The organism is Trueperella pecoris, from assembly GCF_014926385.1.
Classification (GTDB): domain Bacteria; phylum Actinomycetota; class Actinomycetes; order Actinomycetales; family Actinomycetaceae; genus Trueperella; species Trueperella pecoris.
On the sequence record NZ_CP053291.1, the window covers coordinates 792232 to 806736 of the forward strand.

General features: G+C 58.5%; 13 protein-coding genes and 1 riboswitch. Of the genes, 8 read left to right on the top strand and 5 right to left on the bottom strand.

Going from position 1 to position 14505, the window contains the following annotated elements:
• Positions 1-4 precede the first annotated feature (4 nt).
• From HLG82_RS03795 to HLG82_RS03805, 3 genes are all read right to left on the bottom strand, one after another.
• On the bottom strand, positions 5-730 hold the full coding sequence (locus HLG82_RS03795; RefSeq protein ID WP_193327379.1) for a methionine ABC transporter permease: 726 nt from the start codon (positions 728-730) through the stop codon (positions 5-7).
• The gene (locus HLG82_RS03800; RefSeq protein WP_193327380.1) at positions 727-1716 is read right to left on the bottom strand and encodes a methionine ABC transporter ATP-binding protein; all 990 of its coding nucleotides are present in this window, start codon (positions 1714-1716) and stop codon (positions 727-729) included. The genes HLG82_RS03795 and HLG82_RS03800 overlap by 4 nt, the downstream gene beginning before the upstream one ends.
• Positions 1717-1720: 4 nt before the next feature.
• A riboswitch (SAM riboswitch) is annotated at positions 1721-1805 on the bottom strand.
• A gap of 346 nt (positions 1806-2151) precedes the next feature.
• Positions 2152-3828, bottom strand: a complete 1677-nt coding sequence (locus HLG82_RS03805; protein WP_193327381.1) for a fumarate hydratase — start codon at positions 3826-3828, stop codon at positions 2152-2154.
• 115 nt (positions 3829-3943) lie between these two features.
• Here HLG82_RS03805 and HLG82_RS03810 point away from each other — a divergent pair, with 115 nt between their 5' ends.
• The 4 genes from HLG82_RS03810 to HLG82_RS03825 all read left to right on the top strand — a co-directional run bounded on the left by HLG82_RS03810 (position 3944) and on the right by HLG82_RS03825 (position 7382).
• Positions 3944-5146, top strand: a complete 1203-nt coding sequence (locus tag HLG82_RS03810) for a hypothetical protein (RefSeq protein WP_193327382.1) — start codon at positions 3944-3946, stop codon at positions 5144-5146.
• Between the two features lie 46 nt (positions 5147-5192).
• Entirely contained in the window at positions 5193-6605 is a 1413-nt protein-coding gene (locus tag HLG82_RS03815) for an amino acid permease (protein ID WP_246462251.1), read from the top strand.
• 112 nt (positions 6606-6717) lie between these two features.
• Positions 6718-7164 (top strand): hypothetical protein, encoded by a 447-nt coding sequence (locus tag HLG82_RS03820; protein ID WP_193327383.1) that lies wholly within the window; start codon positions 6718-6720, stop codon positions 7162-7164.
• Positions 7161-7382: a helix-turn-helix transcriptional regulator gene (locus tag HLG82_RS03825; RefSeq protein WP_193327384.1), complete on the top strand. Its 222-nt coding sequence runs from the start codon at positions 7161-7163 to the stop codon at positions 7380-7382. The genes HLG82_RS03820 and HLG82_RS03825 overlap by 4 nt, the downstream gene beginning before the upstream one ends.
• 326 nt (positions 7383-7708) lie before the next feature.
• Here the strand turns inward: HLG82_RS03825 and HLG82_RS03830 are convergent, their stop codons facing one another.
• A complete protein-coding gene (locus HLG82_RS03830) occupies positions 7709-8719 on the bottom strand; it encodes an IS30 family transposase (protein WP_193326020.1) in 1011 nt (336 codons plus the stop codon).
• A gap of 603 nt (positions 8720-9322) precedes the next feature.
• Here HLG82_RS03830 and HLG82_RS03835 point away from each other — a divergent pair.
• On the top strand, positions 9323-10024 hold the full coding sequence (locus tag HLG82_RS03835) for a DUF1287 domain-containing protein (protein WP_193327385.1): 702 nt from the start codon (positions 9323-9325) through the stop codon (positions 10022-10024).
• Here the strand turns inward: HLG82_RS03835 and HLG82_RS03840 are convergent.
• On the bottom strand, positions 9998-10738 hold the full coding sequence (locus HLG82_RS03840; protein WP_193327386.1) for a phosphatase PAP2 family protein: 741 nt from the start codon (positions 10736-10738) through the stop codon (positions 9998-10000). The two genes, HLG82_RS03835 and HLG82_RS03840, sit on opposite strands and share 27 nt — an antisense overlap.
• Positions 10739-11379: 641 nt before the next feature.
• Here HLG82_RS03840 and HLG82_RS03845 point away from each other — a divergent pair.
• From HLG82_RS03845 to HLG82_RS03855, 3 genes are all read left to right on the top strand, one after another.
• The gene (locus tag HLG82_RS03845) at positions 11380-12843 is read left to right on the top strand and encodes an NAD(P)/FAD-dependent oxidoreductase (RefSeq protein WP_193327387.1); all 1464 of its coding nucleotides are present in this window, start codon (positions 11380-11382) and stop codon (positions 12841-12843) included.
• 18 nt (positions 12844-12861) lie between these two features.
• Entirely contained in the window at positions 12862-13035 is a 174-nt protein-coding gene (locus tag HLG82_RS03850) for a hypothetical protein (RefSeq protein ID WP_193327388.1), read from the top strand.
• 436 nt (positions 13036-13471) lie between these two features.
• Positions 13472-14404 (top strand): carbohydrate kinase family protein, encoded by a 933-nt coding sequence (locus tag HLG82_RS03855; RefSeq protein ID WP_193327389.1) that lies wholly within the window; start codon positions 13472-13474, stop codon positions 14402-14404.
• Positions 14405-14505 lie beyond the last annotated feature (101 nt).

The window sequence follows — 14505 nt, forward strand, 5'->3', positions numbered from 1 at the left end:
TGCCTTAGCGGTGGTCAACCATCCGGCTCAGCATGTCTCCAGCCCACTGGATCACTTGAACCATGAGCAAAATGACGGCCACGACGATGACGATAACGTCGAACTGATAACGCTGGTAGCCCTGGTTGATGGCGAGGGCGCCCAGGCCGCCGCCGCCGACCGCGCCAGCCATCGCGGAGTAGCCGACAATGGTGATGACGAGGATCGTGACCGAGTTGATGATCGACGGCAATGCCTCGCGAACAAGGATGTCCCACATGATACGGGTGCGGGAGGCGCCCGTCATTTGCGCTGCTTCAACCTTGCCCGGGGCCACGGCCAGCACGTTGGACTCGACGAGGCGAGCGAAGTATGGGATAGCGGAGACCGCGAGGGCAATCGTGAAGGCGGGCCAACCGATTGCCTTGAGGAACGGCAGGTCGACTGCGCGAATAAGGAAGAGGACGATGATCGCCAGAATAATGAACGGGACGGCACGGCCAAGATTGACCAACGCACCCGTCACGCGGTTGACAAACGGGGCCGCAATGAGGCCGCCCTTACGCGTCTCAGACAAGACGAGTCCCAGGGGGAGCCCGATGAGAACCGTCAGCAGGGAAGAAAGGCCGACCATGTAGATGGTTTCCATAATGGCCGGAAAGAGGCCGCGTTCGATGGCGGGATTGGAGAACCAGGAGCCGGCCGCGAAAATCTGGGCGACGGCGTCAACGTGCGTCAGCGAGGTGATCATAGTGAGCGTACCTCCGCGTGAATACCATCCTGGGCGAATGCGGCAAGCGCCTGGGGGACCTTGTCCGAGGCCAGCGCTAGGGCCATGCGGCCAACCTGCATCTCGCCAACGGATTCGAACAGTCCGGCCGAAATGTCGGCGCCGAGCTCGGCAACGCGGGTCATGACGCGCGAGCCGGTTGGGATGCCGGGGCTGGACGTGAAGTAAATATCCACGACCGAATCGTCACCGACAGCCCGGGGATCGACGTCGGGAAGCGGGACGAGCTTCTTCGCTAGCTTCGAATTGGGGTTGGCAAGCGTGTGCTCGATCGAACCCGATTCGACGATCTTGCCGGCGTCGAGCAGGGTGGCGGAGGTGCAGATCTTGCGCACGACGGACATTTCGTGGGTGATGACGACGATTGTCACGCCCAGGCGGTCACGCACATCCTTCAAAAGCGCGAGGATCTGTTCTGTGGTCTCCATATCGAGTGCCGAAGTCGGCTCGTCAGCGAGCACGACGGACGGGCGGTCGGCTAGCGCACGCGCGATGCCCACGCGCTGACGCTGACCGCCGGACATTTGGGCAGGGTAGGACCCGCCACGGCCAGCGAGGCCGACGATGTCCAGAAGCTCGGCGACACGCTCATTTCGCTCGGCCTTCGACACGCCGGCTACTTTAAGCGGGTAGGCGATATTATCGGCCGCCGTGCGGGCCTCGAAAAGGTTCGCGCCCTGGAAGACCATGCCGATGTGCCGGCGTTCTGCACGCAGGTGAGAATCGGAAAGGATGGTCAGATCCTTGCCATCAACAAGGATGGAGCCTGACGTGGGCTTTTCCAAGGCAGTCAGACAACGAATGAGCGTGGACTTGCCGGCGCCGGATTCGCCCACGATTCCGTGGATCTCCCCGTCCGGGATTGTCAGCGAGAGGTCATCAAGCGCTGTGACGGCCTCGCCACCTCTACGGGGGTAGACCTTGGTCACCCCATGAAGCTCGATCATTTGTCTCCCATCGTTCCCGGCCTTAGCACCCGTCGAGCGGGTTGCTGCAGCTTCATAGAGCCGGGTCTCTAAACTGCTCTTGATGAACTACTTTATGTAAACATGTCGATGAAAGCCCGCGCAAAACTGTCTCGCGTTTTTGCCTGATTGTCGGCAACTTCACGCCAGAAGTGGGACCTGGGTCTCGGCGGGGCTGCTGGCCCGGTACTGTCCGGGTCCGCGCTGGCCCGTCCGAGCTTGCCCGTGTTGCCCGGTTCCGTCCGGGTCTGCGCTGGCCCGTCCGCGCACCATTAAGCTGATTGCCGCTGTATTAACCTGGCGTAGGTTAATACAGCGGCAATCACTTTAGTACAGCCGCGAGGCCTCGGGGTCGCGCAGCCGGAGGCGGGTGCTTAGGAGGCCGTGCAGCCGCGGGCCCGCGCCGCGTCCGCTACTCTACAGCGCGGGACGCTTGCCGAGCGTGACCGCAACCTGCTGGGAACCGGCGAAGAAGTCGTTGCCCTTGTCATCGACGACGATGAAGGCCGGGAAGTCCTCGACCTCGATCTTCCACACGGCTTCCATACCAAGTTCGGGGTACTCGAGCAACTCGACGTGCTTGATGCAGTCCTCAGCAAGCTGGGCTGCGGGGCCACCGATGGAACCAAGGTAGAAGCCGCCGTGCTTCTTGCACGCGTCGGTGACCTGCTGGGAACGGTTGCCCTTGGCCAGCATGATCATCGATCCACCCTCGGCCTGGAAGGGGTCGACATACGGGTCCATGCGTCCGGCAGTCGTCGGACCGAAGGATCCGGAGGGCTTACCCTCTGGCGTCTTGGCCGGGCCGGCGTAGTAGACCGGGTGATCCTTCATGTATTGTGGCATGCCCTCGCCGTTGTTGAGGCGCTCTTGAATCTTGGCGTGCGCAATGTCGCGGGCGACGATGATGGTGCCGGTCAACGACAGACGCGTCTTGACCGGATACTTGGTCAGCTCAGCGAGCACGTCCTTCATCGGCTGGTTGAGGTTGATCTTGACGACGTCGTCGCCTTGCGCATGGCCAATCTCGGCGTCGGTGGTCTCGGGCAGGAACTGGCCCGGGTTGAACTCGAGTTGCTCGACGAAGACGCCCTCCGGCGTGATCTTGCCCTTGGCCTGACGGTCGGCCGAGCAGGAGACGGCGATGGCCACCGGAAGAGAAGCGCCGTGGCGGGGGAGACGAACCACTCGGACGTCGTGACAGAAGTACTTGCCACCAAACTGGGCGCCAATGCCGATCTGACGCGTGAGTTCGAGGACCTTCTCCTCCATCTCGAGGTCGCGGAAGCCGTAGCCCTCTTCGCCGCCGTGCGTGGGTAACTCGTCGAGGTACTTGGCCGAGGCGTATTTGGCCGTCTTGAGCGCGTATTCGGCCGAGGTGCCTCCGATAACTATCGCCAAGTGGTAGGGCGGGCAGGCCGCGGTGCCCAGCGAGCGGATCTTACTCTCGAGGAAGGGCATCATCGAGTCGGGGTTCAAGATGGCCTTCGTCTCCTGGTACAGGTAGGACTTGTTGGCCGAGCCGCCGCCCTTGGACATGAACAAGAAATGGTATTCGTTCTCGTGGCCGGGCTTAGTGTCCGCATACAGTTCGATCTGCGCGGGCAGGTTGGTCTTGGTGTTCTTCTCCTCATACATACTGAGGGGAGCGTTTTGGGAATAACGCAGGTTGTACTTGCCGTACGTGGCCTGAACGCCGCGGGAGAGCGCGCGCTCGTCAACGCCGGGTGTCAGCACGTGCTGGCCGCGTTCGCCTTTGATAATGGCGGTGCCAGTATCTTGGCACATGGGGAGCACGCCCTCGGAGGCAATGTAAGCGTTGCGGAGCAAGGTCTTGGCGACGAAGCGGTCATTGGGGGAGGCTTCGGGATCGTCAAGGATCTTTGCTACCTGGCGCAGGTGGGCGTTGCGCAGGTAGAAGTTGATGTCGTGAAATGCGGTTTCGGCGAGCAGCTCCAGTGCGCTCTCGTCAACCTTGAGGAACTGCATCCCGTCCGGACCCTCGACGGTCTCAACACCTTCGGTGGTGATGAGGCGGTATTCCGTCTTGTCCGGTCCAACGGGGAGCATGTCCTTGTACTTGATGTCGTCCATCGTTTTTTCTCTCTACTAGGAAAACCCTCGCGTTCAAGGATATTGGTTTTGCTCGACTCTTTCCGGGCTTTACGGCCCGGAAGTTTTCTGACCGCCAACACGATAGTGTTGCGCCATGCGTAACTTCACTGCCCCTGAGAGGCGTTTTCTCGACTTTCTGATCGACGTGTGCGAACCAGCGGAAGGCGACGTTGTTGACCGGGAATTCCTCCGTGGCCAAATTCCGCACTTGACCGCCGAGGAAGGCTGCGACGTGCCGGACTGCCCATGTTTGAACTTCGCCTACGACGGGGTGCGCGTGTGGGACCATGCCGGCGATAAGGCGTTTCCGGCCTGGCGGGGCGGGGTCGACGAATACGGCAACGAGTTGGGCCCGCAGGCCCCCGAGCGCGTCGTGCTCAGCGCGAGCGTATGGAACTCAAACGTCGTCGTGCTCCTCTTTATCGACAACGGGATGATCTCCTTCCTCGAATTCGCGAGCGCCGACGACGACTACCCGCGCGGGCTTCCTGACCTTGGCAACCTCCTGGTCGAGCCGGATGAGATCGAGCCTTCGTTCACGCCGTGGCCGATCCACGCGGCTATGGCGGCCCCCGATTTCCCTCCCGGCCTATTCAGGCTGTCGCGAAATGGAGACCTGTTCCATGCGTGGTTCGATGAGCTATGGAGTTTCGACATCCTTCCCCTCGATAGGCTGTACAACGAGCGTGAGGAAGGGCCGACCTTTTCGGTCATGCGGATCGCCAAGACTGACATTGGCAACGTGCTCGGTGAGGGGAGTGAGAAGGAACAGCTCTGGTTCCATGGCACAAACTTCCATGAGCCGTGGGCGGCCACGGTCGATATCCTCGCCCGATACAGCGTTGACGACGACGTCTGGTACGAGGGCCCGCATCCCGGGTTTGCGAACGGTATCACGAAGCAGCTCGCCTCGCTCTTGCGTCGCCACCGCAACGACCAGCCGCAGCGACTTTATTCGGGCGAGGTGCTCATCGAGACGGTAGATCGATGGACGAGCGTGGCTCACGCCGCCTGGGAGGGCGGTCTCGTGCGCTTCATCGAGATAGAGACTGACTGGGATTGGGAGACCAACGTTGTCCAATCACGTAGCTTCAATATCGTTGTCACGTTATTAAACGGCGATGGGTTTTCGGCAACGCTCGCCGTCAGCGATGTTGGGGTCATTTACGCTGAAAGCATGGATGGTGATCCGGAAGAACGGGATGACGGCTACAAGGCTCTCATCGTTGGCCTTGCTCCCTTGCTGTGGAACGGCGGCCGCCGACCGCCGGAGGGAACGCACCGATTGCCTGCCTGATGGACTCAGAAGCGCCACGAGCGGTCGCCGGGCTAAGATCGAGCCCGTGAAAACTACATCTGAGCTTACTCGTGGCCTAACGTCTGGCCAGGTTGCCATGATCGCGCTCTCTGGTGCGCTTGGCACCGGCCTCTTCCTCGGCTCCGGATCCGTCATTGCTTTGGCGGGCCCTGCCACCGTCTTTTCCTATGCCATCGCGGGGGCCCTTGCACTCGCGATCGTGTGGGCGCTGGCGGAAATGGTGACTGTTCACCCCGTGCCCGGCGGGCATGGCGCGGTGGCGGCCGCCTATTTGGGACGCTTTGGTGGCTTCGTGACGCGCTGGAACTTCGCTATCACGATGATGGTCGCTGTTGGTGCGGAGGTCGTCGCGTCGGCTACCTACCTTACCTACTGGTTTGAGGGTCTGCCGCTGTGGTTGGGGACAATTCTGTGTTCAGCCTTTATCGGCGCTTTGAACATGTTCTCCGTTCACCTTTACGGCTCGAGCGAGTACTGGTTTTCCATGATCAAGGTCGTTGCCATCGTCGTCTTCATCCTGCTGGGCTTTGCCGTGGTGTTTGGAGCGGTTCCAGGGCACGACGCCGCAGGGGTCGCGAACCTGACCAACCAGGGCGGGTTCATGCCGAAGGGCGTCACTGGCATGCTCGCAGCCGCCTGTATGGCTGTTTTTGCCTTCGGAGGTATCGAGAATGTTTCTGTTGGGGCGGCCGAGACGGCCAACCCCAAGCGTGACATTCCGCGCGCCGCGCACACGATGATCTGGCGTTTGCTGATTTTCTATGTCGGTGCCATCCTCGTGGTGCTGATGCTCCAGCCGTGGACCGAGACCGCGGCCGAGACGGGCACGGTCGAGCAGTCGCCGTTCGTCAAGGTCCTTGCTCTCACGGGCGTGACGGGCGCGTCGCACTTGATGAATGCCGTGCTGATTATTGCTGCTCTTTCGGCCGCTAACGGCTGCCTTTACTCGTCAAGCCGCATGTTCCATTCGCTTGCCGTCGATCGCGAGGCCCCGCACTTTGCGGCCTATACCAACGCTAAGGGTGCTCCGCGCGGTGCGGTTCTTCTTGCCATGGTCGGCATGGCGATTGCGGCTGCCCTGGCGATTCTCAGCCCGGGTAACGTCTTCATGTGGCTATACGGCATGGCGACCATCGGCATTCTTGTCACGTGGGTCATGGTGATGGCCACCCACTTGGCCTTCCGGAGCAAGCGTGCGCGCGCTGGGCTCCCGTTGCCCGAAAATCGGTTGTGGGGCAGCCCGGTGACGAACGTTCTCGCGCTCGTTGCCACCATCGCCATTTTCATCGCCTTGTATTGGCTGCTTCCGATCGTGTGGTACGCGGGCATTCCCTACATTGTGGCGCTTTGTGCCGGTTATTGGGCGTTGCATCGCACTCGCGATCTTCCTCAGCCTCGTGACCTGCTTGTCGAGTCGCTCGCCAGCCGTGATGCCTGAGGTGTGTCCATAAAACCAATATGTCAAGCACCCTTGACGTCAAGGGTGCTTGACATTAGAGTGGTGTTCACGCACCACTCTTGGTTTTTCGGGCTCGAAGAAAGGCATCGCTATGAAGAAGCAAACACGCTGGGGGCGTACCCCGGCCGGCCGCCCCGCCATGCTCGTCGCCATCCCGCTTGGCGTTCTGATCGGGATCTTGCTGGGGGTCATCTTCAGCTTGATTCGTGGGTTGCAGGCGGAAGATGTCGTCCTATATTTCGCAGTCATGGCAGCGATGACAGCGCCGATCGGCATCGCCCTCGCGTGGGCTATCGTTGTTGATCGCTCCACGCTCACGGGCGCGATTGCTCACCCTGAGGTGAGCGTTGAGAGTCACTGGCATAGACAAGCGGCTCAAATCAGTTTCTTTGCACTTCTTAATGTCAGTGGTTGGGGATCGGCGATTGCTGCAGCACTCAATGAGGAAAAAATTTCGTTTACTCTTCTCGCGGTGGCTCTCTTTAGCGTCGTGGTGTTTGCCGTCGCGTATTTCATTCAAAAGCGGCGTGGAGCATGAAGAACGACATCGTCGAGCTTCGCAGAGAACGAGGCTGGTCGCAACAGCTACTCGCCGACAAATTGGGGGTGAGTAGACAAACGATTATCTCTATCGAAAAGGGACGTTTCGATCCTTCGCTACCCCTTGCTTTTGACATTGCGTGTGTTTTTGGGAAAACAATCGAAGCGGTTTTCTTCCCCGACCGATGCTTGTCAACCTTTCATGAGTCGGTCTAATTGATTTTGGCGGTCTGTGGTTGGTTCCGGGGTGTTAGTTGCTCAGGCGGGGTGCGACCCTTGCGTCTTCGCTGGCGCCGTCCTTAGTGCTCGTGCCGCATTAAGGAGATTGGCGCTGTGTCGATCTGCTGCAGATTAGTACAGTGCCAAACAGCTCATTGCGGTTTCGGCAGGCCGGGCTCTGCCGGCAGGCCCAGCATGGAAGCACCCGGCACGAAGCATGAACTTGGGCCCCACCAGAGCCGTGTATGGATCGGTGTTCACGATCTTTCGCCAGCTTCCAGAACCTCAATGACCCAGAATTCTCGTGCCCAATAACGGGAGATTCAGGGGGTCGATGCATCATTTTTTAACAACTCGGCCAGTGTCTCACGTGGGGTCATTCCGTTCAAGACAACTCGGGCTCGGTCGTTGAGTTCGTCTTGGACGAAAGCGACTTCCTCGTCGGTGATGTCAGCGAAGTTAGTTCCCTTGGGGAAGTATTCACGAATATCACGATTCAGGCGTTCATTCGACGGACGCTGCCACGGGCTATGCGGGTCAGCGAAGTAGACCTTGATATTGGTATCGACCTTGAACTGGGCTACCTGCGCCATCTCACTACCTTGATCCCAGGTGATCGAGGAGAAGGCCTTACTGGGCAAGGTCTGAACCATCTGGGTCAGTTTCTCAATCACGGTCGGTGAATCATGGCTCACCCCAAGACGAGCGATCAGCAAAAACCGTGAAGAGCGCTCGACTAGGGTGATCAGCGCTGTGTGCTTGCCCTTACCACCACCGATAATTAAATCTCCTTCCCAGTGACCTGGCGTCAGGCGCCCATCGACCTCGTGGGGGCGCAAATCGATTGAAGCGCCCTCGACCCACGTCTTACGCCCGCGCCCGGGAGTGCCAGCAAGAGCAGAACGAGCAATACGCCGTTGACGACCCGAACGCAGTCCTTTCTCCCGTTTAAGCTCTTGCCGTAATGCCCCACCCCCGTGAACATACAAAGCCTGATAAATCGTTTCATGAGACACACGCATCTGCCGATCATCTCCATAATCATGACGCAAACGAACACTGATTTGCTGGGGAGAATAACGCTTATTTAACAGCTCAACCACCTTCTGACGCAGCGCCACATGGGTAGTAAGCTTGCCCGGCTTAGGACGAGAACGACGCTGATGAGCGCACTGATGAGCCCAGCGAGCATCATAAGAACCATCAGGAAAAGCACCACGATTAATCTCACGCGTCACCGATGACGGACTACGCCCCAAACTTAAAGCGATCTGCCGAGCCGACTTACCATCAGCTAACCCCAACCCGATCGCCACGCGCTCTTCAAGCGTCATACGCCGGCCTCGACCAACCCTGCCATTACCAACCCGGTCAACACTGGCCACGACCGTGGCCCCACCAACACGGCCCCGTTGCAAAACTTCAACCATAGGCCCCAACATAGCCTGTTTCCCACGAACCCAGTTCGGACTATGACCAACCCGTTTCGCGATCTCGGCAACCGGCAAGCCCTCAGCCGTCAACTGCCACACCCGTACCCTAGCAGCCGCACGAGCCTGCGCCGGCCCACCCTGCCCACGGACCAACACTAAACCCGCCCCACGAGCCCAGACCTGAACCGAGTGACAATTAACCTTCAACTCACGAGCAACACTTGCACACGAACGTCCAGAAGCAACCAAGGCCACCGCATGATCACGAAACGACTGCGAATAAGGCCGAATCGGCGATCTACCAACCATTCAACACACTCCAAAAAGTAGTGCATTGACCCCTGGAACCTACCAACAAAAGGGCTCCCTGCTACCCCCACAAACTCTTGGCAGATAGGGGCGCATATGGGGCTAATTGCGGCGATACGCTTTTCCAGGCCGCCGTCTGACACTGGCAGGCATCTTGGGTCTTTCGTGGCGGGGGGTAAACGATATCCTAAAAACATGGTCAAGCTTTCGCGCCTTTGCTCGCTCGTTGGCTTGCTGTGTCTCGCCTTTACTCTGGGAGGGTGTGTTGACCAGGAGAAGACCGCCGCCGATTTCGGCATTGACATCGTGAGATCCCCCGCCGATTACAACCGCAACGGGATAGACGACTACACGGACTTTGTTAGAGGCGCTCGTCGTGATGCGCAAAATTACCCTCGTTATGACGGCTCCTACGTCACAGGTGGATACCCGGCAGAAGACGTCGGGGTGTGTGCCGACGTCGTGTGGCGAGCTTTTCGTGAAGCTGGATATTCCCTTAAAGATATGGTCGACGCCGATATCGCTGCCAACCCCACGCATTATCCTCGCGCGAGCCAACCCGACCCCAATATCGATTTCCGTAGAGTGAAGAACCTTCATGTCTTTTTCGCCAAATATGCCCAGCAACTGACTCTCGACGTGGGCCGGATTGATCAGTGGATGCCGGGGGACATCGTCATCTTTGCCAATCCTGACCACATCGGCATTGTGTCAGAAAAACGCGGCAGTAAGGGTGTTCCTTACCTTATTCATAACGGTGGTCAAAAGAATCGAGAAGAGAATTTCCTCGGAAGCCCACTAGCCACTATTGATACTAGTTATCAGCCCATTGGTCACTACAGGTTTGACGCTAACAAGATTGACCCGGATTTACTCAGGCCATGGACAGCCAACTGAGTCTGTTTTAGCTGAGCAAATATCGCGCTGATGAGGCGCCTGCTGGGCCGTCGTAAAGAGCAAAGCAGCATATCCCACACAAAGAACGGCCAATCCAATTGCCAGACCACCCAGAATGTCAGTCAACCAGTGGTAGCCCAAGTAGATACGGCTTGCCCCAACCAAGAGCGCGTGAATAAGCCAAAATATAACGAGTACGTTGCGCCAGCGCCGATGGCCCCTCGCGAGAAAATAGGTGAGCACGCCGATGACGACAAATGTATTGAGCGTGTGTCCGCTCGGAAAAGCGTACGATCCCAAAAAATCGCCTATTTGGTGAAAGAAGGGCGGACGGTCGCGTCCGATGAGGTGTTTCAAAAGGGAAGTCAACCCTAGCCCGGTTAGCATCGTCGATGTGGCGATCAGACCTTGCAAATACTGCGCCTTCACTATTAGCGTGACAACGAGCAGGGCCGCCACTGGTACAAGGAACCATGCCGTGCCCATAAAAGTAAAAATCTGTGCAATTGATGTCAGCCATGGTGCTCGCAAGCCTAATGCGCCACAAGTAACAGGCGGGTCCCAGACCGTCAGGGAACCCCGGCGGAGCACGCCTTCTACCAACACAGCAGTGACCAATGCGGCGATTGTGAAAACTGCGGCGGGATACAGCCATTGCTGGCTAGGTGCGTTGCCCAGAAATTTGCTTTGTGGGTTATGTCGATTCTTTTGCATCAACTCTATTGTCTACCCTTCGGCTGGTGGCTCGGGTCATTCTTACTCCATTAATTTTCGTAGCCTGTGGGGGCGGACCCTGTTCGGCGTTGCGCTGTCGTAAACCTGTGTGCAAATCGTGGAGAAAAGGAGCTTCGGTGCGCGTCCCGGGTTGGGTATCTAGATCACCCGGTCACCAAGTATCTCAATAGCGCCTTTCCGAAAACCTTGCCTATGACTTTGGTCTCATGCTGGCTATGTGAGGCTCGGGTTTAACCTTGTAAATTCGGGCTTTTGTGGGTGTCGGGCCAACATCTTTAAGGCTGTGCTCTTGTTCAGGACTTTACTGTGAAAAATTCACTCGGATTGACCTGCGACCGCGTCTTTTCGGGGGTGAACAGTCTGTGTGGACTGCCTACAGCGCCTTCCTATGTTGAGGTGTATTGCGGGATTGTGTCTGTCGAAATGCAAGGTGTTTCCTGGAGTTTCCGGGGTTGGCATATGTGCTTAGGGAGTGGGGATGAGCGTCTCGTGGCGGTAGTGTCGCCGGGTCGTCGTCGGGGAAAGTTTTTGTTGGAAGAAAATCCCATACCCCGCGGGGTATGCGGTATGATTGGTAAAGAGCGGCAACGATGCTGCGCAGAGAAATGGCTGGAGGAAAAATGGCCACTGTAGTAGTTCTCGGAGCGGGAATCTCCGGGCACACAACTGCCTTGCATCTGAAGAGGATGCTAGGCAGAGATCACAAGGTTATTGTTGTCAGTCCCAATTCGCACTGGAATTGGATCCCATCGAATATTTGGGTGGGCGTCGGACGCATGGGGAAGAAGGACGTCGTCTTCCCACTCGCACCGATCTACAAGCGTAAGGGCGTACAGTTTGAACAAGCTCGAGCAACCGTAATCCATCCGGAAGGCGATGCAACAGATGAGCGGCCCTATGTTGAGATCGTCTACACTGACCCGAATCGTGAGGGTGAAGAAGCTCGCCTTCACTACGATTACCTCGTCAACGCCACTGGCCCCAAGCTCAACTTTGGCGCCACGCCGGGCTTGGGTCCCGAGGGCGGACACACTGTCTCGGTCTGCACTGCTGAACACGCTGTTGAGGCAAACGAGAAGCTCCTTGAATCCATTGAGAAGATGAAGAAAGGCGAGCATCAAACGCTCGTTGTCGGCATGGGCGCAGGTAACTGTACCTGCGAGGGTGCAGCTTTCGAATACGCCTTCAACGTGGACCATGAACTGAAGCGTCACGGTGTTCGCGATAAAGCCGACCTGATCTACCTCACCAACGAGTACGAACTCGGCGATTTCGGCGTCGGTGGGATGCAATTCGTCGAGCGAGGATTCAAACAGTCCTCGAAGATGTGGACCGAGTCCATCTTCACCGAACGTGGCGTTGCCTCGATTCTCGGCGCGGGATGCAAGGAAATCACTGAAGACACAATCAAGTACGAGCGTGTTGACGATGATAAGACTTACGAACTCAAGTACGACTTCGCAATGCTCCTGCCGCCTTTCTCCGGTCAGGGCCTGTCAGCCGTAGATAAGCATGGCAAGCCAATCGAGGGCCTGTTCAACCCGGCAAACTTCATGAAGGTTGACGGCAACTACACTCCCAAGAGCTACGACGAATGGCTCGCTACAGATTGGCCGGAGAAGTACGAGGTTCCTCAGTATCCGAACATGTTTGCTGTTGGTATTGCCTTTGCCCCGCCACATGCTATCTCGAAGCCGCGCACTTCTGCGTTGGGAACCCCGATCGCTCCGGCGCCGCCGCGCACTGGAATGCCCTCGGGCGTAATGGGCAAGACCGTCGCTCTGACAATTCGTGACCGCATCAAGAATGGAGATTCTGCGCCGGCTCATGAGGCTTCGATGGCTCGTCTCGGTGCCGTCTGCGTCGCATCGGCAGGCAGTGGCATGCTCAATGGCTCGGCAGCTTCGATGGCGATGTATCCGGTTGTTCCGAATAACCAAAAGTACCCCAATACCGGGGGGCGTAATTCCAAGCTGACGACCGGTAAGGTGGGCTTGTCTGGTCACTGGATGAAGACATTTCTTCACTATCTGTTTATTTACAAGGCGAAGGCCCTGCCGGGCTGGACCCTCATTCCGGAATAAAAAGAGGAGGGGACACTCGTGAATCCGAATGCAGATAACCCGACGATCATCCGTACCTATGAGGATGCTCCTGTTCCTACTCGGCTGACCCTACATTTCCGTAAGAACGTGATCTGGCAGCTCGGCCACTTCATTGCTTCCGCACTCGGGACGTTGGGCATGGTTGTCAGGGGACACGACAAGAAGATGTAGCCGCTAGGCTGATCTGAAATGTGGCTGGGAGGTGACAGTGTCTCCCAGCCACATTGCGTTTGGGCTGGTGTGAATGTGGCACGGCTCCCGGCCGGGCCGTGCCACATCTTTCCGGTGCGTCCGGGGTGTCCCGGCCCGCTCCCGCTGGCTAGCGGCGATGTGGCCCACTCCCGCTGTGCTAAGGTAGCCCGCGCTGTAGTAATCTGCCGTAGATTACTACAGCGCGGAACAGCTTAATGCGGCTTCAGGCCGGCGGTTTGACCGGCCCTCGCAGGTGGCTGCCCCGTCCTGCGATCACAACCCTGACGGTAACAAGTTGGGCGAAGGAATTTCCCGAAAATCCTCGCGACTTGTTTGTTTCTACCGTCGCGGGCGGCGCATCTGTGACACGCTTGGTAGTACACGATTTTGGTCGGATCTATGAAAGCGGGAACCTGTGACCACACTCTGCCTCGGAGAAGCCCTCGTTGACCTCATTGAGCGCCGCGACCAGCCCGGGTGCGTTGAAGAACGTGCCGGCGGCAGTCCTTACAACGTCGCCTGCGGCCTTGCGCGCCACGGGCATGACACGATGTTGGGAAGCTGGTGGGCCAAGGACACATACGGGGAGCTCATCGCCGAGGGGCTGAGGATCAACGGCGTGCGGGTCATGGACGGTAGTGACCTGGCGAGCCATACGTCGACGGCGAAGGCCACCTTGGACGAGAATTCGAACGCCACCTACACCTTCGATATCGAATGGCGGCTCCCTGAGGGAGCGGATCTCCAAGACGCTGATCACATTCACACCGGCAGCTTCGGCGCCACCGAGGAGCCCGGGGCCTCGCACGTGCGCGCGGTGATCGCGGCAAACCCGGAGGCCACCGTTTCTTACGATCCAAACATTCGCCCGGCGATCATGGCTGAGCCTTCCGTCACCGTGCCGATTGTTGAGGACATCATTGCCATGTCGACCCTCGTCAAGGCATCCGATGAGGACATTGCGTGGATGTATGGCCTTGAGAACGCTTCGGAGCAGGAGCTTGCGTCCGTCTGCCAGCGGTGGCTCGATCTGGGGCCGGACCTCGTCGTCGTCACACGCGGCGGGCAAGGCGCGGTGGCCATGTGGAAGGGAAGCTCGGACATGGTGTCGGTGCCCACCTGGGGCACGCAGGTGGTAGATACCGTCGGTGCTGGCGATTCGTTCATGGCAGGCCTGATCTCGGGCCTTCTCGACGCCGGGCTGATGGGCCGCTCGCCGTCCCCGCTGGCCGAGGCGAGCCAGGATCAGATCGTCGCCGTGCTGACCCGTGCGTCACACAACGCGGGTATCACGGTGGCGCACACGGGCGCCTATGCGCCCTCGCGCGAGGAACTCGACAGTCTCTAATGCCCGTTACGAGTGATGCCCGCACAAACGTGCGGGCATCAGTTCTGCCATGTGGGCGGGTGCCGAGTTCGTCCTCACGCTGAGCGATTGTTGCCACGAAG

What these genes read in the sequence shown, in the direction of transcription:
- HLG82_RS03795 (WP_193327379.1), bottom strand. Translation starts at nt 730, where the DNA reads ATGATCACCTCGCTGACGCACGTTGACGCCGTCGCCCAGATTTTCGCG.
- HLG82_RS03800 (WP_193327380.1), bottom strand. Translation starts at nt 1,716, where the DNA reads ATGATCGAGCTTCATGGGGTGACCAAGGTCTACCCCCGTAGAGGTGGC.
- HLG82_RS03805 (WP_193327381.1), bottom strand. Translation starts at nt 3,828, where the DNA reads ATGGACGACATCAAGTACAAGGACATGCTCCCCGTTGGACCGGACAAG.
- HLG82_RS03810 (WP_193327382.1), top strand. Translation starts at nt 3,944, where the DNA reads ATGCGTAACTTCACTGCCCCTGAGAGGCGTTTTCTCGACTTTCTGATC.
- HLG82_RS03820 (WP_193327383.1), top strand. Translation starts at nt 6,718, where the DNA reads ATGAAGAAGCAAACACGCTGGGGGCGTACCCCGGCCGGCCGCCCCGCC.
- HLG82_RS03825 (WP_193327384.1), top strand. Translation starts at nt 7,161, where the DNA reads ATGAAGAACGACATCGTCGAGCTTCGCAGAGAACGAGGCTGGTCGCAA.
- HLG82_RS03830 (WP_193326020.1), bottom strand. Translation starts at nt 8,719, where the DNA reads ATGACGCTTGAAGAGCGCGTGGCGATCGGGTTGGGGTTAGCTGATGGT.
- HLG82_RS03835 (WP_193327385.1), top strand. Translation starts at nt 9,323, where the DNA reads ATGGTCAAGCTTTCGCGCCTTTGCTCGCTCGTTGGCTTGCTGTGTCTC.
- HLG82_RS03840 (WP_193327386.1), bottom strand. Translation starts at nt 10,738, where the DNA reads ATGCAAAAGAATCGACATAACCCACAAAGCAAATTTCTGGGCAACGCA.
- HLG82_RS03845 (WP_193327387.1), top strand. Translation starts at nt 11,380, where the DNA reads ATGGCCACTGTAGTAGTTCTCGGAGCGGGAATCTCCGGGCACACAACT.